This window comes from Palleniella muris, assembly GCF_004792655.1.
GTDB lineage: Bacteria > Bacteroidota > Bacteroidia > Bacteroidales > Bacteroidaceae > Prevotella > Prevotella muris_A.
The window spans coordinates 240,196-261,310 of the sequence record NZ_SRZC01000002.1 but is presented as its reverse complement, the minus strand read 5'-3'; the positions used below and the strand labels follow the sequence as shown (position 1 = coordinate 261,310).

The 21,115-nt window shown below is 50.5% G+C and carries 20 protein-coding genes and 1 pseudogene; 3 read left to right on the top strand and 18 right to left on the bottom strand.

Annotation, left to right across the window (positions count from 1 at the left end):
* Positions 1-86 precede the first annotated feature (86 nt).
* Complete coding sequence (locus E5358_RS15025; RefSeq protein ID WP_160246872.1) at positions 87-245, top strand: hypothetical protein; 159 nt, start codon at positions 87-89, stop codon at positions 243-245.
* 237 nt (positions 246-482) lie between these two features.
* Here the strand turns inward: E5358_RS15025 and E5358_RS02155 are convergent.
* From E5358_RS02155 to E5358_RS02080, 16 genes and pseudogenes are all read right to left on the bottom strand, one after another.
* Positions 483-1,553 (bottom strand): annotated as a pseudogene (locus tag E5358_RS02155) (ArdC family protein); the annotation flags it as partial.
* 1 nt (position 1,554) lies between these two features.
* Entirely contained in the window at positions 1,555-2,193 is a 639-nt protein-coding gene (locus tag E5358_RS02150; protein WP_123482760.1) for a hypothetical protein, read from the bottom strand.
* Between the two features lie 24 nt (positions 2,194-2,217).
* On the bottom strand, positions 2,218-3,786 hold the full coding sequence (locus E5358_RS02145) for a glucosaminidase domain-containing protein (protein WP_135938665.1): 1,569 nt from the start codon (positions 3,784-3,786) through the stop codon (positions 2,218-2,220).
* Between the two features lie 3 nt (positions 3,787-3,789).
* Complete coding sequence (locus E5358_RS02140) at positions 3,790-6,480, bottom strand: MutS N-terminal domain-containing protein (RefSeq protein WP_123482762.1); 2,691 nt, start codon at positions 6,478-6,480, stop codon at positions 3,790-3,792.
* A gap of 22 nt (positions 6,481-6,502) precedes the next feature.
* Positions 6,503-8,368: a hypothetical protein gene (locus tag E5358_RS02135; RefSeq protein ID WP_123482763.1), complete on the bottom strand. Its 1,866-nt coding sequence runs from the start codon at positions 8,366-8,368 to the stop codon at positions 6,503-6,505.
* Positions 8,368-8,664 (bottom strand): hypothetical protein, encoded by a 297-nt coding sequence (locus E5358_RS02130; RefSeq protein ID WP_123482764.1) that lies wholly within the window; start codon positions 8,662-8,664, stop codon positions 8,368-8,370. Before E5358_RS02130 ends, E5358_RS02135 begins: the two co-directional genes overlap by 1 nt.
* A complete protein-coding gene (locus E5358_RS02125) occupies positions 8,658-9,482 on the bottom strand; it encodes a M23 family metallopeptidase (protein ID WP_123482765.1) in 825 nt (274 codons plus the stop codon). The genes E5358_RS02130 and E5358_RS02125 overlap by 7 nt, the downstream gene beginning before the upstream one ends.
* Positions 9,483-9,533: 51 nt before the next feature.
* A complete protein-coding gene (locus E5358_RS02120) occupies positions 9,534-10,160 on the bottom strand; it encodes an antitoxin (protein WP_123482766.1) in 627 nt (208 codons plus the stop codon).
* 12 nt (positions 10,161-10,172) lie between these two features.
* The gene (locus E5358_RS02115; protein WP_135938664.1) at positions 10,173-11,099 is read right to left on the bottom strand and encodes a radical SAM protein; all 927 of its coding nucleotides are present in this window, start codon (positions 11,097-11,099) and stop codon (positions 10,173-10,175) included.
* A 26-nt stretch (positions 11,100-11,125) separates the two neighbouring features.
* Complete coding sequence (locus tag E5358_RS02110; protein ID WP_123482768.1) at positions 11,126-11,812, bottom strand: hypothetical protein; 687 nt, start codon at positions 11,810-11,812, stop codon at positions 11,126-11,128.
* A gap of 10 nt (positions 11,813-11,822) precedes the next feature.
* Positions 11,823-12,515 carry a hypothetical protein gene (locus tag E5358_RS02105; RefSeq protein WP_123482814.1) on the bottom strand — a complete coding sequence of 231 codons (693 nt, stop codon included), beginning with the start codon at positions 12,513-12,515 and terminating at the stop codon, positions 11,823-11,825.
* On the bottom strand, positions 12,496-12,996 hold the full coding sequence (locus E5358_RS02100) for a PH domain-containing protein (protein ID WP_123482769.1): 501 nt from the start codon (positions 12,994-12,996) through the stop codon (positions 12,496-12,498). Before E5358_RS02100 ends, E5358_RS02105 begins: the two co-directional genes overlap by 20 nt.
* Positions 12,993-14,231: a toprim domain-containing protein gene (locus E5358_RS02095; RefSeq protein ID WP_123482770.1), complete on the bottom strand. Its 1,239-nt coding sequence runs from the start codon at positions 14,229-14,231 to the stop codon at positions 12,993-12,995. Before E5358_RS02095 ends, E5358_RS02100 begins: the two co-directional genes overlap by 4 nt.
* Before the next feature lie 21 nt (positions 14,232-14,252).
* A complete protein-coding gene (locus E5358_RS02090) occupies positions 14,253-15,875 on the bottom strand; it encodes a hypothetical protein (RefSeq protein WP_135938663.1) in 1,623 nt (540 codons plus the stop codon).
* A gap of 12 nt (positions 15,876-15,887) precedes the next feature.
* Positions 15,888-16,106 carry a hypothetical protein gene (locus E5358_RS02085; RefSeq protein ID WP_123482772.1) on the bottom strand — a complete coding sequence of 73 codons (219 nt, stop codon included), beginning with the start codon at positions 16,104-16,106 and terminating at the stop codon, positions 15,888-15,890.
* Between the two features lie 12 nt (positions 16,107-16,118).
* Complete coding sequence (locus E5358_RS02080; RefSeq protein WP_123482773.1) at positions 16,119-16,865, bottom strand: DUF4099 domain-containing protein; 747 nt, start codon at positions 16,863-16,865, stop codon at positions 16,119-16,121.
* Between the two features lie 245 nt (positions 16,866-17,110).
* On the opposite strand from E5358_RS02080, the gene E5358_RS02075 reads away from it, so the two are divergent.
* A complete protein-coding gene (locus E5358_RS02075) occupies positions 17,111-17,758 on the top strand; it encodes a M23 family metallopeptidase (RefSeq protein ID WP_123482774.1) in 648 nt (215 codons plus the stop codon).
* A gap of 149 nt (positions 17,759-17,907) precedes the next feature.
* Here E5358_RS02075 and E5358_RS02070 read toward each other — a convergent pair whose 3' ends face one another.
* Positions 17,908-19,059, bottom strand: a complete 1,152-nt coding sequence (locus tag E5358_RS02070) for an IS4 family transposase (RefSeq protein WP_135938662.1) — start codon at positions 19,057-19,059, stop codon at positions 17,908-17,910.
* A 229-nt stretch (positions 19,060-19,288) separates the two neighbouring features.
* On the opposite strand from E5358_RS02070, the gene E5358_RS02065 reads away from it, so the two are divergent.
* Complete coding sequence (locus E5358_RS02065; RefSeq protein WP_123482776.1) at positions 19,289-20,182, top strand: Abi family protein; 894 nt, start codon at positions 19,289-19,291, stop codon at positions 20,180-20,182.
* Positions 20,183-20,647: 465 nt separating this feature from the next.
* On the opposite strand, the gene E5358_RS02060 is transcribed toward E5358_RS02065, so the two are convergent.
* On the bottom strand, positions 20,648-21,085 hold the full coding sequence (locus tag E5358_RS02060; protein WP_135938661.1) for a hypothetical protein: 438 nt from the start codon (positions 21,083-21,085) through the stop codon (positions 20,648-20,650).
* Positions 21,086-21,115: the final 30 nt, after the last annotated feature.

Sequence of the window (21,115 nt, the reverse complement as noted above, 5' to 3'; positions counted from 1 at the left end):
TATTTTTTGTATTTTAGCGAATAATTAACGAATATAAATTAGTTTGAACAAGTTCATGGCAAATACTAACTTGGAAATAACAGAATATGGAAATAATACTTCTACTATTGGTCGGATGGTGGCTGTCGGGAGTCCTGGGCTTCCGTGAGCGTAAGAAGCCACGACGCAAACGTAAGCGTTCATTCTGGAAACCGGACATGGACGAATATGACTGGGAAGAGTTCAACAAGAGGAATGGACGCTGACACTTCCATGACTGCATAAAAAACAACCCGCCTAAGACAGGTGTCCCGGCGGATTGCGAAAGGTTTTACCGTGTTTAATCAGCGGCTGCGGTGAGTCCTTTGGAACGGCACTTCCTCGTCCTCACGCATCATGTCGAAAGGTGTATCCTCTATATGAACGACCTCTGTCGTGTTGCCGTCATTGTCGATGTCATAGACATCGGGGTATTCGGTCGTATGTCCGGGAGTGGCTTGGTAGCTGTCTATCTGTCCTTGAACAATGTCGATGCGGTGGTTTATCATGGATGTGGCACGACGTACATCTTGCAGGGTTGTCTTGATAAACTCGGGGGATTCTTTGAGGCTGTCGAGCCATGACTTGAGGTATGCTGCTGATTCATCCTTGACATTCTTCACGATGCCGTAGCGCGAAGCTACAAGGGCACTGCCCAGTTCGGCCACAAGTTCCTCACGGGCATAATCATCCGAACCGAATGTCGTTGGCTTCAGCCTGTTGAGACGGTTCTCGGAACCGGTCGAATGTGTCATTTCGTGAAACGCCGTTCCATAGAACGCCTCCCCGTTGATGAACTGCGATTTCTCTGGCAGAACTATCTCATCCTTTGATATGGAATAGTATGCCTGGTCCTGATGTGTCGGCTTAATGGGACACAGCCACAGCCCACGTTTGATTATCTCATCCATGGCAGGAAAAGAGAATTTCTCACCATCAAGGGATGCCGGTCTGGTGATCTGGTTCTGTGCTTCCAACTTGGCATACAGTTCAGGACGGGCCTCTTTCAGATTGGTCTGGTCCACGTTGAACACATTATATACGTTCAGCTTCGGATAGACATTATACTGCTTTTTCTCTTCCTCGGAGAGTCTTTTGTAATCCTCGTATTTGATTTTCTCCTTGGTCTCGCGGTTCACTACCGTAAAACTGGTGAGGAATATCGGGAATGACTTCTCTCCCTTGTTGACTGTGACGGCCGGGAGTTTCTCTCCGTTACCATCCACCAGCGGCTTGCGGCTGCCGTCCTTCCCAACGGAGTAATTCATTCCGGTTACACGGTTGAAGGTACAGAACACAGGAAGCTGGTAGTTGTTCTTCTCACACAGGAGCATGAGCATCACGGCGTTCATACCGTTATACTCCCTCCCGTTCAGGTTCTTGGGCCATTTCAGGCTGCCCTCGGTAAACCAAGGTTTCTGCCAGTCTGACTGGAGATTTTTTATTTTCTCCACCATGAGGTCTGCGAACCTGTCAAGGGCGCGGTCTTCGGCACTGCGTCCGTCACCGTTGTCGTTGTATTTCCTGTATGCCATATCAGATCGGTGGGTTTTCGTTGTCCTTTGTCTGTGGGAATGGCTGGCGTTCCCACGGTTTGACCTCTTCCAGACGGCAGTCAAGGTCAATACGGCCATTGTATGCCGATACTGTCAGCTTACCGGTGGCATGTATCTTCGCCTTGGCTTCGAGAAACGCTTCTTTGACATAATCGAACTTGATGAAGCGTACCCATGTGAACTGCAGAGCATCCCCGGACTTTTCTGTGGAATATGCCGAGAACGACACATATTTTCCACCTTTCTTGTCGGTTTTCTCATCAACTCCCTTGCCGACAGTCCCCTTGAACTCCATTGTGCCCTCAATGGCATCCTTGGACGATTCGGGGCTGAGATTCACCGTGTCTGCATGGAAATTGAAATAGAGGTTGTCGCCGGTCTTTCGGAAGGTCAGTGTTCCAGTCGCCTCTATACGTGTTCCTGCTGCGAGGGAAGGCAACTCCGATTCGTCCCCGTCCTTACTTACGGATATGGACAGTTCCTTACCCGGCATATTGTTACGCGAACCTGGTACAGAGAGTTTAACAAGGAAACCGATGAATTTTTTACCGTCTCCAGACACACGGATTGTTGCCGGTTTGCTGATGATGCCGTTGATTGTTGCTTGTACTTTAATCATACTGTTTTGTTTTAATGTGAGTGATTATTTGATTGAAATATTCTCTGATTGTGACTGCTGCGATATTCCCTGACGGTAATCCTGCGACAACTGGGCGTTGAGCGCGATATTACCGATGATACCGGAAATACGTTCTTTCTTTTCGTCGGCGGTCAGGGTACTGTCCGACAGGACGAGGTTCATACGGTTCATGTCTGACGAAGACAGCTGTGCCGTGAAACGGTTTGTACCGGTATCTACGGACAGTAACGGAGTCTCGCCTTCCTTGACCTGAAGCGTACATTCCCTCATTCCCTGCACAAGCGGTGTAAGGTCTATGCGCTTGTCAAGGGCGGCGGCTGTTGCTGCAGCCATCTTCTCTTCTTCTGTCTTGCTATCTATCTGCACGGCCAATGCCATGAGGGAAGTGAACAGCGTCATAGCCATCTCCATGACCGGATTCTGTCCAAATCCGCCCATACCGATACCGCTGTCTTCGGATGACAGGAGTTTCTTCATCCATTCTTCCGGGGATAACGAGGTGTCTATTGCCGGGCTGTTAGGGTTCTGGCTTTTGTATTTCGCCAACAGGTTCTGACCGTCGTGCATGGCGGTGAGACGGATATTTCCTTTTTCGGCTATCTCCGCAAGATAAGCGGCGGGATCCATGTCCCTGGTAGTACCGTCCGCTGCAATCTGCTTCACACCTAAATGCAGGTGCGGTCCAGTGGTCCGGGTTCCAGTATTTCCGGAAACGCCTATCTGCTGTCCGGCATTTACTGTATCGCCGACCTTGACAGAAAATGAATTAAGGTGCAGGTAGCTGACCTGTACCTTGGCTCCGCCTTCACGAGTATATTCTACGGTGACCGACTTTCCACCAGCTGTGTTGGCGTTTTCATTCACCGCTACAACCTTGCCGTTCTTTTCCGTCGCCAGCACAGCTTCATTGTTGCATTGTATATCCATCCCCTTGTGCATCTGCTTTTTGGAAGTATCTGTCGGATCTGAACGCATACCGAAAGGCGATGTAACGAACAGGAACTCTTCTCGTTTCAACGGGAAAGAATAATCATGTTCCGCACTGTTGTTATTGCCGGACTGCAACTGTGGGATTCCTTGCCCCGGTTTCAGCCCTTTGGCGTTCATCTCTTCCATTACCATACGGTCATATCGCTGAAGGTCGTTACGCTCGATAATGGATATAAGCGCGGGCGCATATTTCCCGGCTGTAGCATATCCGGCTTTATCAAGCCCCTGTGCCCATCCTTTGTAATCGTCCGCATCAAGTTTGAAACAGGATGCGTACCGGGAGTTCTCCTTCAAAAATCTGGAATGATGGGCATAGGAATCGCCCACACTGTCGTAGCTGCAGAATTTCTCATTCGGTTTGTCATCGGAGTAGAGACCGTATTTGCCACCGTTGGCTATCCATGACTGCGTGGCCTTGATGCCGAAATGGTTGTTCTCGTTCTGTGCGAGACGGCTCTGGCCGCTTGCACTCTCAAGGATGCCCTGAGCAAGCGTTACCGAAGCCGGTATGCCGTACAGACGCATCTGCTCCATCGCAAATTCCGCATATCTTTCTGCGTATGCCTGATTCTTTCCTGCCATAGCCTACATTCTTATTCCTGTGTGACGTTCCATATTTTCCGCTGCGCTAACTGCATTTTGAGGAAGTGACATACCGGCTTTTCTGTCAGCAGAAATGTTTTCAACAGCATCGCAAATGGCTACCCTTGCTCCTGACCGCACGAGTCTCGGCAGATAGACATCCAGCATATCTGTCGGGAATGACACTTTCACGGCATGGACATCTTCCTTTTGGTTTCCGAATTCGATTTTTTCAAGTCCCAATGTCTTTTCCATACTTGGCACATCATCCTGATAAGCCTCATAATTGCCGCCGTGACGGAACAGCAGGATGACATCGGGATGCTTTTCTTTCAACTCTTCATATTGCTGGAGTTCGGGACGCACTGCCGCCACATCAGGACGGACAACGGCAGCGTCCTCTTCCTGCTGCTTTTCTACGGTTTGTTCCTCCGTTTTCTGCATCAGCAGGTCAGAGAACAACGTAGCGGCGAGACAGGTCTTGTATTGGGCCACATCTTCTGCCACCCACATCCGTTGCCATTGTTGCTTGCTCACTTCGCGCGGTTGCACCTTGTCGATGCCATCGATTACGGGGACACACAGTATCTTGTCGTCCTTGCTCTTGAACACGTTCACGCGCTTGATGCGCAGCGGGTCGATACCGTCCGGCATGGCACCGAACAGGTCAACCTTCAGGTTGGGTTCAGCCTGTGCGAGAGCATAGTATTTCTGAGCCAGTTCGTTGCGTACCGCACCTGCAGCCACACGGTCATCCTGCTTGACGGTGGAAAAGAAACGGTTGATGTCATTCTTGTCCGGACGGATGCTGAACGACGGCTCGTTTTCAGGCTTGAGGTACAATGCCCATCCGCCCGTGTCGTCACGGAGCATCTGGATTCGCTCGAACTGCACTTCCGTAGCGCGGCTGACTGCCTCGCTGACATCAAAAGCGGAAACATTTCTTATCTCCCTTCCGTCCAGTCTGGCCGAATACACCTGCTTGTCTGCAAAATAGGAATCATCAGGATGGTAGCGCAACTGCCCGTCCTTATTATAGAACCTAACGTATGAGGCACCCTGAGCCATCAACGCAGCCGCTATCTTCTCTTTATTAAATCCGGGAATCGTATGCGATACTACTCTCGCACCGGCTTCTTTGCGCTCATCGGCTGTCATCACCTCGTCGGGTGACATCCAGTAGTTGCGGCGGTCACCGTTGGGCATCACGACATCGCCTCCTGAACGGGCGGAAGTGGGAAGTACCACATCGGCAATCCCCGTGTTCTTGTCGAGTACCACCACGAACTCACGGCTGCGCTTGTCCGGAACGGCATTAATGTCGTCAGCTATAACATGCGCACCTTTTTCCTCCCATTCCTGCGGTAGCCATTCGCTGCAAAGGCGATGGATACATGCAGCAGAACCGGCAGCCTGTGTATAGGCTATATTGACAAGCTCCGGGTCGTCATGCTTCAGACGTGCATTGGTGAGTGAGTCCTGTGTCAGCGTGTCGTAATGTCCAAGTCCGTCAAAGCGGGCCAGGAACTCACGCTTGTCATCCTGTCCTCCCGGGAAATTACGGTCATTGATTTCCATACCTCCCTTGCGGAGAATGTCCTGCAATACCAGCGCATCCGCAACTGATACCTGCGGCCGTCCCTCTTCCTGTTCCCTGAGTTCCTCCGTCTGCTGCTTGTTGCGCTCGTGGGCCGATTCCATGCGTTCTCCCTTTTCAGCCTTGCGGATGACATCAAGGGCATTGTTCACATCGCTCTCCACAGCGTCTATCAGGCAGGGATTCTCCTTCAGTTCCTCTGTCCAGTATTCCACCATGCCACGACTTTCAGGTGACAGTTTCGCCGGCAGACCGAACTCCGCCATCTTCAGACCGGAGGCTATCTCGGCGATAAGACGCTCATAGCGCAAGGCATCACCTGACGGTGCTTTGCCGCCGTTCATCACCATGCCTTCCCTCGACATACGCTCACGGTGGCCGGTGGCACTCACCACCTGACGCACCAGTTCCTGCACATAATCCATGTAATTGCCGAAATGCTTCTGATCGGGAATATAGACGGCATCCTTGCCAGTGTCGTATGCCGCCGTTCCCGTGGTCGATTTCCTTATTGGTACAAGGTTCTGCGAAATCTGCTCACGAAACCTGTTGACTGCGGAACGTGTCTGGCGTTCCTCCGCAAGGATGTTGCCTCGGTCGGTTCGTCCGCCGAACTGCTGTCGCAACTTCTCGAACTCCTTTTCATCCACATGGGGAAGAGTGGTCTGCTCCACATTGAAAAGTGTGTGTATCTCACGTTTTCTTACTGCCTTGTACTGTTCCTGTTGCACAGGAGGAAGGCTGCGGTAGTCGTCACGGGATATAATGTCTCTCTCGTCGTGCTTGTTGACGTATGAGTCCCACCGGTACCAGTTCATCGGTACGGAGCGTTCGTCCTTGAGGACGGATTCGCCACGTTTCCTTGCTTCCGAAAACGTAGTGTACAAGGCGGTGGAATATCCATGGCTGTCAGCGTCGAGCATCAGCGTGAGGCTGTTGAACGGGCTGAGTGCAGCCCCTTTGGGATAGATTCTCGGAGAGAGGCGTCCCGACACGTTCAGCCAGTATCCTTCCGTAGATGCCCCGTTGAGAGCGTTTGACAGCAGCTCCACCTGTCTGGCGGCCGCCGTCTGTTCCTGTGGTGTCTTTTCTTTCATTGCTATATATTGATGTATTGGTTTATCTGAGGATTATGCCGCGTTCCTGCTGCCGTTCCTGTTCGATTTCCAGACTGCGGTAATTGTCTTCCGCCATCGCCTTCATGCGGTCGTGACGGGCAAGCACCGCATTGGCAAGCGTATTCAAAGGCAATGCTCCGGCGGCGTATGCCTGTGCCGCATTTTCGGGCAGCATCACCGAGCAAGGCACGTTGTCAATGGTGGCTATCAGCGTGTTGCCCCGTATGACAGCACCGGATATGCGTGGATTCAGTTCTTCATCGTCATACTGCCTGTAGCGGACGGTCGGACTGTGTCCGTCCTGTTCACGCTCTATCGCCTCATGTCCGATTTTGTTTACAAGGTTGGCACCACCCATACCTATCAGCACCATCTTCAGAAGAGGATTCCTGACGAACATTCCTACAAGGATGGAAGCCAGAGGCATCATTCCGCTTTTGAGGTTTAAGGAGGTGGTCTTGCCGGTGAACAGTCCAACAAGCATATCCGGCAGCATGGCTATTACATAAGGGAGGTTACGTCCGATGTCACCGATGCCGTCCAGCCCGACCGACCTGAGAAGATTCACCCAGCCGTCGTTATTGTCTTGTGCCTGTGTCTCCTTTTCCCTTTCTTCACCGTTGTCCTCAATTTCTTGAGTGTTATCGTTTGTCGTTTCCTGTCCACGTGATTCAGTTTTTTCTTCTGTTGCGGGACTTTCCTGTTGCGCTTTCTGTGCCTGCTCCCTGTCATGCTGCGTTTTCCAGTCAAGGTATGCCTGTTCCTGACCTGGAGCGATGACAGACGGCACGTTGGCGAAGTTCTTTCCACAATCTGCCGTCTGAGGTTTGCCAAGAGTTATCGGAGAGAACTTGAAAGGCACAAGTCCTTTTCCCTGATTCAAAAAAGGATTCTGCAAATTGCCGAGGTTCCAGTCCATTTCCCATGCCGGCTTTTCTTTCAGAATGGGCATCTTTTTGGACAGAGTGCCGTTGACTGACTGGATATAGTTGCTCTCGTATGTCTTGATGCGCAAACTTTCCTTGCGTATATCCGAGAGTGTATTGCCATTACCGAACAGTCCCGTGCTGACACATTGGTCAACCGTCAATCCCTGTTTCTGCTGTTTCTTGTCAAGTACGGACTCAAGTCCTGAGAACACAACTTCCGCACCGGCAAGTCTGGCAAGCGAGCCCCATGAGTACACGCCGCCAAAAGCCACCACGTCCGCTGCGAAACTCACACCCTTAGCCGTGCCTTTTTCCGCTTTCGACGGTTTGTATATGGCTTCGCCACGTTCCTCTATCTCACGTTGCAACGGTGACTTCATCATTTCCTGTGGCAATCCGAAAAGGCTGCCGGCCGCCCCCTTGCGGATGATATAGTCGAAAGATCCTTTGGGCATCTGCTCACGCACCATACGGTCAACCATCATCTGCTCGATACGGTGATCGACATAGGCGAGTGCCAGGTCTGAACCGATTTTTGCGGAAAGTTCGTCATAACGCTTGCGTCCCACTTCGGCCACCACCGCATTGCGCCATTCCCCGGCAAGACGCTGGAGGTCGGCTACGAAATCCTTGTTGCCGAGTATGCTCTCCTTGCACATCCCCACGTAGTCCTCCGCGGTCTTGGAACATTCCTTGCCGGTAAGCCGTAGGTACTGCATGGTATCATCGGGACCCGGTATGCCTGCGGAAGAGGATGATTGTGCAAGCGACCGCATGATGCCGGCAAATGAAGTGGAATAGTCCGCTATCTCTTTTGCCTGTGCCGTCTGCAATGCCGATTTCTCCCGGTTCATGACCGGCACGAAGTGTGCGTTGAAATAGCTGCTAAGGCAGTATTCCACCTCTGACAGCCTTTTTGTATTTTTCGGTTGCGCCATTATGATATGTTCAGTTGTTTCAATAAATTTTCTTTTGTCTGCTCGATGGCATTGTGATACACCTCCATCTGTTTGGGATAATACTCCTCAAGCATCCTCTCTTTGTCTATCCGGTCAAGCAGGAACTGTATCGCACATTCACGCTCTATCTCCACGGCCGCCTCACCGTCTTCCGAACCGTTGAACCAGGCTTTCGTCCACCAGCGTATGCCGGACCTGTCAGGATAGACAGTCACCAGCCGCTGGATGTCGAAGCTCCGCACGTCGATGTCAAGGTCGGCAAGCGGGTCTATGATTCCGGCGGTGGCGACGGCTTCGTCATAGCTTTTTTTTTACTCGCTTCATCCATGACCGACAGGAATATCCTGTGCCGAAGGGCGAGATAGTTGAGAAAATCCCCGATAAGCAGGTTCTGCACTTTGGCGGCGATAGGCACCGACCGTTCAGACAGTCCGAGCGGATTGGCCATCGACGGTATGGCGTCATAGAAATAGCTCCGTGCCGCCGACAGGGAGAAGATGTTGCGCAGGGACTGTTCTGTCTTGTCGGGAACGACGTACAGACCTCCGGCCACCTCCATCAGGTATTCGGGATAGAACCTTGCCATCAGGCCCTCGATCTCTTCCATGTTCTCGTCATAATCCGTCGGGATGTCCATATCGAGGGTCTCGAAGTCGGGCATGCCGCTTTCCGTGCCGGACATCTTCATGTTACCGAAAAGCATTTTCAAAAACTCTACGGGGTCTATCTCCGCTCCGTCATACTTCACCTCCAGATGAAGAGTGTTACCGCTGATGGAAAGGATGCTTCCGGCTTTGACACGTTTGCCGAAAGCAACCATAGCGTTGCGTATGCCGCCGTAGGTCACATCGTATTTCCCGTAACGGGCCGTCTGGTATAGACCGTGTACCCTGTCCGTGCCGATGGCGGTAACGATGCCGTCCGCCACCGCACGCAGCACATAGCGGTCTGCGGCGAGGTCTATGCCGTGGTTGAAACTCCCGTCCTCCTGTTTTCCATAAGTCCGGGTCAGCACCACTTCTTCTTTCTTGTCATTGAACGGCATACAGTAGCCGCTCTCTGACTGCAGGTTCATTTCCTGTGTATATTCCATATCCTTTTTATATGTTTACCTGTTGTCTTGTCAAACTTGTTCGGGTACGGTTCATCTGTGCCGTCCTCCCGGTTGTCGGTTCTCTGCCTGCGGGTTCTCCTGCACCTGTGCCACATGGGAATTATTGCCGATAAGCATCATGGCGAGCAGTGCGCCGCCAATCTTGCCGAGCCAGCCGAACCGTCCGAATATCATCAGTCCGGCGGCAAGCAGTCCGACGATGCTCAGTCCGGACACGTTGCCTTTCCCTATGTTGGAGAAGAAATTGCCGAACATATCGGCACCGTTGCCCCCACATACGTTCTTCAGGAAATCGGAGATGCCTCCGAATGTGCTGTTGGCCTGTTGCACGGTACCGCTCAGACCGGACACGGATTCCTTTACATCCCGTACCGTTTCCTGCACGCTATCGACGGTCTTGCTTGTGGTGTCCACCACTGCATCCACATTGTCGCTTCCTATCGCTATGTCGGCGACCGTCCTCACCACCGGCTTGTCATTGACAAGTGCCTCCCAGCCGAGATAGCCCACACCGGCTCCGACCGTGGCGGTTTTCACGGCGCGACCTGCGCCCACAAGGGTGCGCTGGGGATGGATGACGGCTCCGCCAAGGCTTCTTGTCGCCGGGTTGTTGAAGATGTATTTGCCACCTTTGAATATTGTTGCCCATTTGCCCATATCTGTTGTATTTTAGAGTGTTATCGTATTATCCGTTTGAAAATAAGCCTCGCACCTGAATCCTTTCCGTGGTGAGAAGTCTCTGAAACTGCATGACTTGAAAAGCATCGGCTTGTTGACGTATTGCGCGAGATCCTTCGCATACTGCGAGGGCTGTGTTCTGTTGTCGAAGTCACGATACGGCATCACATAAGGCTTGATGCCCAGTTCCCGGCACCGCTCGATGCGGTATAAGTCCTGCTCCATGGTCGAGTTGTAGCCGACGAGGATGTTGCACATGATCTTCCACGGCTTTATGTATCGAGTTACTTCTGTGATTTTTTTGGTCAGGTCTATCTGCGGCAAGTCCCATGCGATATGTATGGACTTGTAAAGACGGAGCCTGTTGAGCCAGTATGCCTGTTCCTCGTCCATGATGCGCACATCAACACCGTGGAGATTGACTTTTTGCCCTGCCTTCAGCAGATAGTCGATAGCAGATCGCCATTCCGGATTGGCGAAAAAATTGTTGTCAAGCACCTCGATATGCATTCCGTTGGGGTTCAGCTGCACTGGTTCCACGGGGTGTATGCCGCCCTCCTTGTCATGAACCAAGCAGAACGGACAATGACGGATGCAGCCGCGAGAGAATAACTGTATGGAATAGTCGTATTGCGGATAGAGGGAATAATCCATCAGGGATGATACTTCAATTTCCGGAGCCAGCTGGCTCTTTATGTCGTACCCGGTGCCGCCCTTGATAACCTCACAGGTCCAGGGACTGTTCTCGTCCGGCGAGAATGTGAATATCTTTGATTTGTAAATACGGTCATAGCCGTTTCCGAACATCGCGTCTGCCCATTCGACAATGTCACCTTTTGATTTGTGCCATGCCGATAGTTTCATCAGTGCGAAATTCGGGAAGTGGTGTCCGTCAACGTCTATCAGTCCAATCTTCATAAGCCTTGTTACAAGTTGTTCATGTTTTATTTTCCGGGTCTTATCTTACTGTTACTCCGCCAGCGCGAGAAGGCTTCGTCCGTAATTTTCCATTTGTCCACATCGTAACTCTTTGCCCTGCAGTCTATCTCCCGCCACACATCAGACAGGGAGGTGTATTTGACGGCAAGCGTGAGCCGGCGCAGGTTGCGGTTCATCAGATGGAGTTTCGGGCGTATGCCGAATACAATCTCAATGCGCTCCTTCTCCGTCATTTTCACGTTAGAGAGGCATACCTGCCGGATGTCGTTCACGATGTCCACGCTGCCGAGTATCAGTTCCCGGTATATACCGCTCCGGCGAGGTGTGAGTGCCACGGCAAGCGCGTTTTCAGGAGATTTCTCCAACTGGCGGCTCAATGCGCCCATGTTCTCTGTTAGTTTCCCGATTTCGTGGTAGAAACCGTATATCTGTGCCGCATAGCTGATTACCGAGCGAAACGAGTCGAGATAGTCGTTAAACTGCCGCTGGAAGTCGGTCGTGGCTTCCACTTCCTCCTTCGTCCATATATGCCCGGTAGTCTGCAGCAACATTACTTTCTCCTGTGACTTGAGCTGCTTCTCTGCCTTGTCGGTATATAGGACAATCATTCCGGACAATACAGGGTCTGTCTGTGCGTGACCCTTGCAGATGCCGAAAACCAATATCAATATGATCAGTACCGTCCTTATCATGCCGTCTCCTTTATTTTAATGTTCTTGCTGCCCGTTTCCACCGGCCGAAGGCATCACCGGCAATACTGCCGATGTCTCTGTCCATCATTCCTGCACTGACGTTGTTCCACACATCGGTAAGCGTATAGTACCGTATGCTCAGGTACAGCCTGTTGAGCTTTTTATAAAATGTGCCGAGTTTGTCGGACAATGCCCACAACGTCTGCGAGCGTTCCGCACCGGTGAGCATATTTGTCTTTCCTCCCGTGGCGATGGCCTCCTTCAAGAGTGTATAGACAGAGATAAGCTCTGTCGCCGTTTCCAGATAGAGGTTGTTCATTGACATGGTAGCGACAATGCCCTGCGGATTGGAACCGATGGCTTTCTTGAGCTTGCCCAGGGTGATGAAGATACGCACACCGTCTTCATACAGTGTGGCGGACGCTTTCAGTGAAGAGGCAAAACCGGAAACGGTCTGCAGGTAGCCGGAGTATTTCTTTTCCCATTCGTGCATCTTGGTGAACTCGGCGGCTATGGTGTTCTGCAGAACCGCTGTCCGGGTCTGTGCATCGGTCTGGTCTTTCACCTGTCCGTTGATGGCCTCGTTACCCTCGGCGAGGGCAAGCCATTCCAACGGATTGGACACGACAACCTGCGCCCTCGCTGACACAGCGGCGAAGACGGCAAGTACAACTGTCAGTATTTTAGCGGTTCGTAATCTCATATATTCCATTTCGTTTGCGGTTTGCACTTACACGTTCACGTATAAAGGGGACAAGATTGCTGCTCTTGTCCATGCCCACCATGTCAAGGCGGGGTGTGGAACGGTCGCCGGAATAGATATGTATGGTTTTCAGTCCGAACAACTGCTGTAAGAAGCTGCTCTCTTCCCGGAAATCGACCACACGGTAGAGTTCCATGAAGTCACGAGTGCGCTGGAACACGCCATGCTCATAGATGAATTGTTCGTCTGTGATGACAAACCTCATGCTCCGCAGATAAAGGAAGCGGTATATGAGGCAGAGGGCGATTGCCAGCGATGCCCACAACAGGATGTTACCCATGAACATGCCGTCAATTCCGGCCACGGCAAGCCCGGCTATGCAGACGATGGTAATAATCAGGTCATTGGCGAAATATTGCCTGATTCGGGGACGGAACACCAATGTCCCGAAACTGTATGATGGTTGTGTCTGTGTTTTCATCGTCTCATCCCTTTTGTTTGCGTTTCCTCATTGTTCATGGGCTTGTCAAGCAGCTGGTCGTTCCAGTCCTTATACCTTTCGTCGCAAGGCTCATATCCGATTCCGCGCCTGTCGATTCCCAGCCTTTCACAAATGTCTTTGAAGTCAAACGGTTCCATCGACAGCTCGTGACGTTTGACGCCTTTGGTCATGTCGGTAACAACAAGACGCTCCTTGTCCGGCGACAGGTGGGAGGTGAACACCCTTCCTTCTTTTTGCAGGGCGAAGTTGACTGCGAACATACGTCCGGCACGGTCCCGGTCGAAACAGAGGTGGTGGATGGCCTCGGGCGTATGCTCGATCATCGACGAGAACTGCTTTTTTGTCGGAGAGCCGCCGGTGGACACATACACGGCGTTGGAAAGGTCATGAAAGCCCACGTTCCCCGGCTCGTTCATCTTCAGTTGGTAAAAGGCCATCGCATCAAACGCACTCTCGAACCAATAGACATCCTTCGCTTTGTCAATGGGTCGGGTGAAGCCCATGTCGCTGCGGTTGTTTTCCAGACGGGCTATCCAGAGACCTTCTGCGGCATTGCTGCCTGCGGCCATACCTTTATAGGCGGTCTTGCCATCGGCATTGGGGCGGCTGCGCTCTTCCAGTCCCACGATGTCCTTGCCCGGCCATGCGGCAAGCGACAGCGGGAATGACAGGTTGGTGTATGTCTTGCCGCCACGTTCCCTTGTGGCAAGGAAGAAATGGTCGGAGAAGGCCCGCTGGGTCTGGAGGCTGATACCTCTGTTCTGGAAATAGGGATAGAAACGTTTCTGCGATTCCCAGTCGCCATTGATAAAGCCCTGTGTCTCGTATTCGTAGATGTCAAAAGACCGTGTCTCGCGCTGCCGCCCGAAATCTCGTGGCACACGGTCGTTCACGGGATTGTTCAGGAGGCGGTTGCAGACAAGGTTGACAAGCCTGTCACCCGACATGCCGGGTCTGTACTCGGCGAAGAGGTTCGGATGCTCCTTGATGAAGCTGATGACATTGTAGTTCTTTCTCTCAGGGGGCTGGAAACAGCACAGGCCGTTGGCGGTCACAATGAACTTGTCGCCATGCACGCGCTTACCGTCGCTGCCGATACGGACATACGAGGGATAGCGCATGCCGTCCCTGCGGTTGAGCCGGTAGCCGGCGTCCACCAACAAGTCCTGGATGTTCACCCTGCTTTTGAAATCGTCGTATGTAAGTTCTGACATGGCCGCTGGTTTATGTTACAGTTAAAGGCCGTGTCCCATGCCGGGGACACGGTCGTCTGGCAGATTCCTCATGGCGTCGAACTGCCGTGCGGCGACATCTGCCGGTGAATCGACACCGGGTTTGAAATAGACATGCGGCATCGGGCCTCGGTGTCCTTCCATATAGATGTCCGGCATGGGACGGGGACCGCGCAGGAGGTCATGTGTAACCACGGCTCCCGCAAACAGGGCGGCGGTGATTTTCGTGCCAAGCCCCACGGGATAGCGGTCTTTCATATCCACCTCCTTGAACACTTTTGAAAAGAGCTTCATGCGGTGCATGTCGTCCAATGCCATGAATTTCTCATACTGCTTCTGCGAAATCTCGTGACTGACCACCTCGCCGTCAATGACGGCAGTCATACGGTATTTCGCCTCACCCTCGCCTTGCACGGGTTCCACACGGATGTCATCGACGGTGACTTCACGCCCGTGCCGCCCTTCACGGAACCATCCTTTGTTCTCGTCTATAAGGCCCAGATCGTTGCCGTCCATGACCACGCCGCCTTTGGGCCGATTGTCACGGAGTGATGGCTCACGCTCCACCTGTAAGTCCTGCTGATTATCCTGCTGTCGGTAATATTCGTCCTGTCGGGTAATCTGTTGGTCGAGATCTGCCTGAACTTCGGGATGGAGCTTTATGTCAATCTGTTTGTCGCTGTTGAGCATGTCCATGGTGACGGCATCGGCGAAATCCTCTTTGATGACACCGTTAAGCGTCTCAAGGCGTTTGGCTATAGGCTGGTCTTTGATGGAGTTGGAAGTCAATACAGCCAGTTCCTCGTCGGTGAGGTTGTACTGCAGGTCTGCTTCCAGTGCCGAGGACTGTATGGTGACGGTCTTCTTCTCCGCATCCACCAGTATGCCGTGGCTCGCCAGCACCTCCTGCCATTTCTCATTGGAGAAATAGACATCGGAAGTGATGGCTTCCTTATACGAAATTGCCGGAGTGGTCGGTCTTTGCGGCTGTCTGACAGGGGTTATTACCGTCTGCAATTCGGACAGCACATCCTTTCCTGCCACGGGAGCGGTGTTATAGCCTTTGTAATAGAAGCCATAGCCGCCGGATTGCAGTTCTCCGGGCTTCATGCGTCCATCGGGTCGGTTCGGAACCATTGGGGCACCGGGGTAATAGAGTTGTCCTCCGATACGGCGCAGGTGGAATCCTTCTTGCATCCTCGGTGTCCACCCCAAGAATGACCACCCCATCATGTGATGCGGCGGCATGGGTGGACGACGGTGCGGAGCTACTCTGCCGTATTCGCCCACGCCGATACGGTAGCCGTGTAAGCCCATCGCCACACGACCGTTGGCATTGCGGGCATGCACAAAGTCTTTCGGCATATCGAAGTCGGCGGCGACAATGCTGGCGAATGTGTTGTAAGCCTTGCGGTTGGCGGTGTTTGTTCCCCAGTCGGTCAGGGCTTTCAGCTGTTTCTCGGTAATCGGATAGTTCAGCAACGGGGAATCATGCCCCTGCACGAGCAAGGCGAAACCGTTGCTGCTTGCGGCCACATGAGCCTGCATCCCGTTTCGGAGCAGGATGTCCTGCAGTTCGGGAGTGAGTTCAAGCGGGCGCGGATTGGTGTTTGTCCTTATAGGCATGATACTTATTGTTTATGCGTTTCCGTTTTCCAGTGCCTCGTCAAGCAGGGCGTTCTTCATTTCCATGAAGTTGACAGCCGATTCTTCCAAATTGGGGTCAAGCCCTTGGCGGTGGCAGTACCATTCGTATTCCTGTGCCAGCTCGCGCGAGTGGCGGGTGATGTATTCTTTCCAACCGTATTCGCCGGACTGTACGTTCTCGATAAGTTTCTCTTCAGGTTCGTATTTCATCTTGCTTGCGGTTTAGTGTTTGAGGGTCATGTTGTTGCGTTTGCGCATCTCTTCCCACAGTTCCTCGGTATAGGATGCTTCGGGAACATAGTCGAGGTTGCCTTCTTCGTCGGAGACCCAGCAACCGTTCAGTCCGAAGTTGTATCTGCCGAAGCCCTGTCGCTGTTCCTCGCGCCATTTCTTCTCGTCACCATGCGTGAGACGCACACCGGTCTTTTCATTGAGGTCAATGCCGATGGTGTAGAGGTCATCGCCGTCCATGACGCTAATGGGCAATCCTTTCTGCAGACAGGTAAGCTCCGCATTGGTGAGCTTCATTTCGTTGGCTGCGTATTCGAGATTGCGGCCAATGACGGGTGTAGGCACGTAGATGATCTGGTTGGTGCCCTGGTCTATCTGATGAAATGCCTGTATCTCCCTTCCTTCGGGAGTGGTGACTGGGGCGATGACGGGACGGTGCTCAAGCAAAGCCTTGCGCTCTTCCTCGGTGAAGCGGTCGAGGCGGCCGGCTTTGAGTTGTGGATAGAACACCACATCGACGCTGTCGTCGTCCATGCGGATGAACGCGAAGCGGGTGCGGGCATGGATTTCCTCGCCGCTTTCGTCGGTGACGCTGATGGGCAGCACCGGGGAACGGCGACCGTCAAGAATGTCCTCTATCGCCTTCTGGGGCAGGTCTTCGAGCATATCCTGTGTCAGCCCGAATCTGTCGAGTATGCCGTAAGGCAGTTCCTCGCTCTGAAATCTTTGAATTTTCATTTTTATAATTTTATGGGTTGTCGTTTTCCGCAAAATTATATGTGTTGTTCCGATTCAGAGGTGTTTGTAAGTATGATTTTACTTTGGTTTATGCTTATTTAATATAAGACATAATAATCATACTTACTTTTATACTCTGATGCGATATAAACAAGTATTACAGTTGCTTAGAGTATGATATTTTGCTTAAACTGATATATGTAAAAATAGAATGTGGTTTGATATGGTATTGTTACCTTTGCGCCATGTTAAGGAATTTATTGCTCATGACGGGGTTGGGCTGTTGCATGGCTGCATCGGCACAGTTCCATACAATAACGCCCCATGCGGCACGTTACAGGATTGAACGTGTCACACAGGGGACGGTAGGGAAAACAAAAGAGATTACGGAAGAAGCGGCATCGGCGGAGTCGTCAGCCGACACCGCTTCAATGCGGAAGCAGTGGATTGACAGCTATCTTAGCGTGTCATATCCGCTGAAGGAGATTTTTGTGACTTCGCCTTTTGGCGTGCGTACAGACCCGTTCACGAAAAAACGCAGGAAACACAACGGACTGGACTTGAAGGCTGACCGGTGCGAGACATACGCCATGATGCACGGCATCGTGGTGAAGGTCGGACAGGACAAGGTGTCCGGGAAATATGTCACTGTGCGGCACGGGGACTTCTCTGTCAGCTACTGCCATCTGTCCGAATGGCGAGTGAAGAAAGGTGACTGTGTGAGACCGGGGGAGGTGGTAGGTATAAGCGGCAACACAGGACGTTCAACCGGGCCGCATCTGCACCTGACCGTCAGAATGGGGCGGCGACACATAGACCCGGGTGTGCTACTGCAGTTCATCGACGAGACAAGGCAGCAGGCATTGGAAAAACTATCCGATTACAACCGTTGACACGCCGTTTTGGGGATTAAAACCGTCTCGAACCGTCTCGTAACAAGTTTTTTTGGTGATTATCTGCAATATTGTCCTAAATAATTTTTGAGTGCTACTCAACGTGCAGAGGCATCAGCCTTTGCAAAAATGACATCAGAGTAATCCCCCTAAGGCAAAAACGGCTCTTCGGGAGGCGGTGTGAAGGGTTCGTCAAGCCATTTGTTGAGGTCGATTTTGGTAAAGGTGTTAAGTCGCAGAGAGACAACAAGATTAGCCATTGCCCACTTGTACTTGGCGATGTGTTTCAGCCATGTCAGGATGAGCATGGTTATCAGTGCAGTCCAGATCTGGATTTCCACGGCGTTGCGTGTGGTGCCGATGAAGCTCTTTATGCGCAGAAGCTGCTTTAGATTGCGGAAGAAAATCTCAATATTCCATCTTGCCTTGTAGATTGCGGCTATCGTGGAGGCGGCAAGAGTGAAGTTGTTTGTCAAAAGTTCCACCACGAAACCATGTTCTTCGTTCCATACGGCAATTCTGCGGAGTTTCTTTGGATATTTCTTTTTCGCGACTGGAAGTTCCAGTTCAATTTCCTCATCAATAAGCACGTCCTGCGCCCGCTTTTCAGGCAATAGACGCTCACGGACGGTCTTATACCTGATGTTGTCCTTGTGCTGGACCACAAAGAACACATTGTTGCTGTCCCAATGGCTGAGCAGGCTGTAATCACAGTAGCCACGGTCGGCAACTACAATTGAATACGGATTTACAGGAATGTCGTAGGCCGCCTTGTTGTCAGAGCCTTTCCCGTCTGTAATGTTCACGAATTCAGGCAACAGACAGTCATAATCAAGAAGCGTGTGCATCTTCACAGCGCCTTTTGTCGTGGTATAATGCGCCCAGTCGTAGACAGACAGCGTAAGCGATATGAGCGTCGAATCCAACAGCCGCAACGGCATCTTGAAACGAAATTTGCCATGAATCCACCCCGCCTGCTGTCCGAAATGCTGATAGAGGCGGTAGAAGATGTCTCGGAATACCGAACAGTCGCGATGGGCGTTCTGATATGCCACTGTCGATTTTGATGGCGCACGGCTTATACCGAGATGGTTGAGGTTGCCTGTGGCGGATTTCAGCCCGTTGGATATGTCCCGCACGGAGTCGCAGTTGGAAAACTGACAGAAGACCATGCTGATTAGCTGACTCCACGTGTCATAACCCTTGTTGTGCTTGTCTGTTTGGGCCTCGCGGATTATTTTTCTGATTGTTTGACGGGGTAACTGGGCGATTGTTTGTGCGAAAAGTGTTATATTTGCCATAGGAAGTAGTTGAGTTGGTCGCTCACTACTAAGGTAGTCATTTTTTGCCTTAGTAACTACTTCCTATTTTTATTTTTGCCCAAAACGTTTAGGACAATATTGGATTATCTGCTGTTTTTTCTTGAAAAGTTTGCAGGATTGGAATAAAAGCACTACCTTTGCATCGACAATTTCCGCCACGCCTCTTTTCAATGCGTACCAGGGCGGAACTTTTGCTTTTTATACATTTATGGATTATACCAAACAACCGCTGAATTATCCCCAGATTCTTCAGATGCTGAAAGACCGGGGCCTAATCATCAGAAATGACAATGATGCTGTAGCACAGTTAAAAATCATGAGTTATTTCCGTCTGGCGAACTACCTTCGTCCTATGGAACAAGATAAGACAACTCATGTGTTCAAACCAAACAGCCATTTCGACAATGCCATCAATCTGTATTACTTTGACAAGAAATTAAGGGCATTGATTTTTACTGCTATCCAAAGTTTTGAAATTGCTCTTCGCTCAAAACTGATACACCATTTTTCGATGGCTTACGGTTCTTTTTGGATAATGGACAGAAATCTATTTACAGACAATAAAATTTTCACCGATTGCTCTATCCGTGTCCAACAGGAAGTATTCCGTTCAAAGGAAGATTTCATTCAGGAACACTTTGACAAATACTCAAATCCTATCATACCGCCCGTATGGAAAACTTTGGAAGTGGTCTCTTTCGGCACGTTGTCAAAGATTTTCTGCAACCTAAAAGACACTAAACTCAAGAAGAAAATTGCGAGGGAATTTAATTTGCCACAGCACGAATATCTTGAAAGTTGGTGTAAATGTGCCGTGGCATTGCGCAACTGTCTTGCACATCATTCTCGCACATGGAACAGAAGATACCCTCTGAAACCACAGCTTCCCGGTAAACTGAAAGGTGATTGGATTAATGCCTCCATAACACTGCCGACCAAACTCTATGCCCAGCTTTGCTGTCTGGCATACTTGCAGAATGCAACCCATCCCGGCAACGACTTCAAACAGCAGTTGAAATCATTACTGAAGGCTCATCCTAATGTCGATGTTACTGCGATGGGTTTCCCGGTCGGATGGGAAAACGAGCCGCTTTGGAAGTAAGGCAATTACTCAACCAAGATTTATTGCTGATTCCAAGCCTATTCTTCTGAAAGAAGTTGCCTAATTGAAATAAAATCATTACTTTTGACCGACAGTTTCCGCCACGCTTCCCATAGAACAGCGTACCAGGGCGGAACTTTTGTTTTTACATCCCTGATTATTTGCCTTCTGCGAAATTGATTTTGGTCGGAGAATTTGCAATAATTCCGACCAAAAATTTATTTAAAATCATTACTGAAGTCTCATTCTAATGTCGATATAGCATCAATAGGCTTCCTTGTTGACTGTGAAAACGAGCCACGGGGGGGGTGTGTATCAATGGCTGAAATACGTTTTTAACGTTAGAATATAAATAAGAAAAATCGTATCATAGTCTGGATACTTGGCTTGATACGACTTTTCTCAATCTTGTAATTACAATCAAAAATATTTTGAGAGTAATTGTGGTTTTACATCAGTCTTTTGTCATTCATGTGATTTTGTTGTTAAAACAAAAATCGCTTCATCATGATATGACTCTAAATCTTCAGTTAACCATTGCTCGGTTTCTCGAACACAATAGAACGAAATTACAATATCTTCCTGATTAACGCTCAAAACGATGTTAAACTTATCAGGAAATTCCTCCAGCAATTTAGCTAAAGCGAATGCAAAATTCAAACTTATTCTAAGAGTATATGCTGTATTCGGATATTTATCAACATATATTTTATTATTCGAATATTCATTTCCAGTTTTATCCTCATAATAAAGTTCAAATTTTTTTACAGATTTATAAGTGTAGCTATTCACATCCTTTCTAAACTCTACTCCGGTCTCTATATAGTTATAAAGCCTTCGAGGAATGGTTGTAGTTAAGAGAGGCTGGTATTCCATCTTATATCTGTTTAGAATAGTTTTCATATTCTCATTCATAGAAACGAGATATATAGA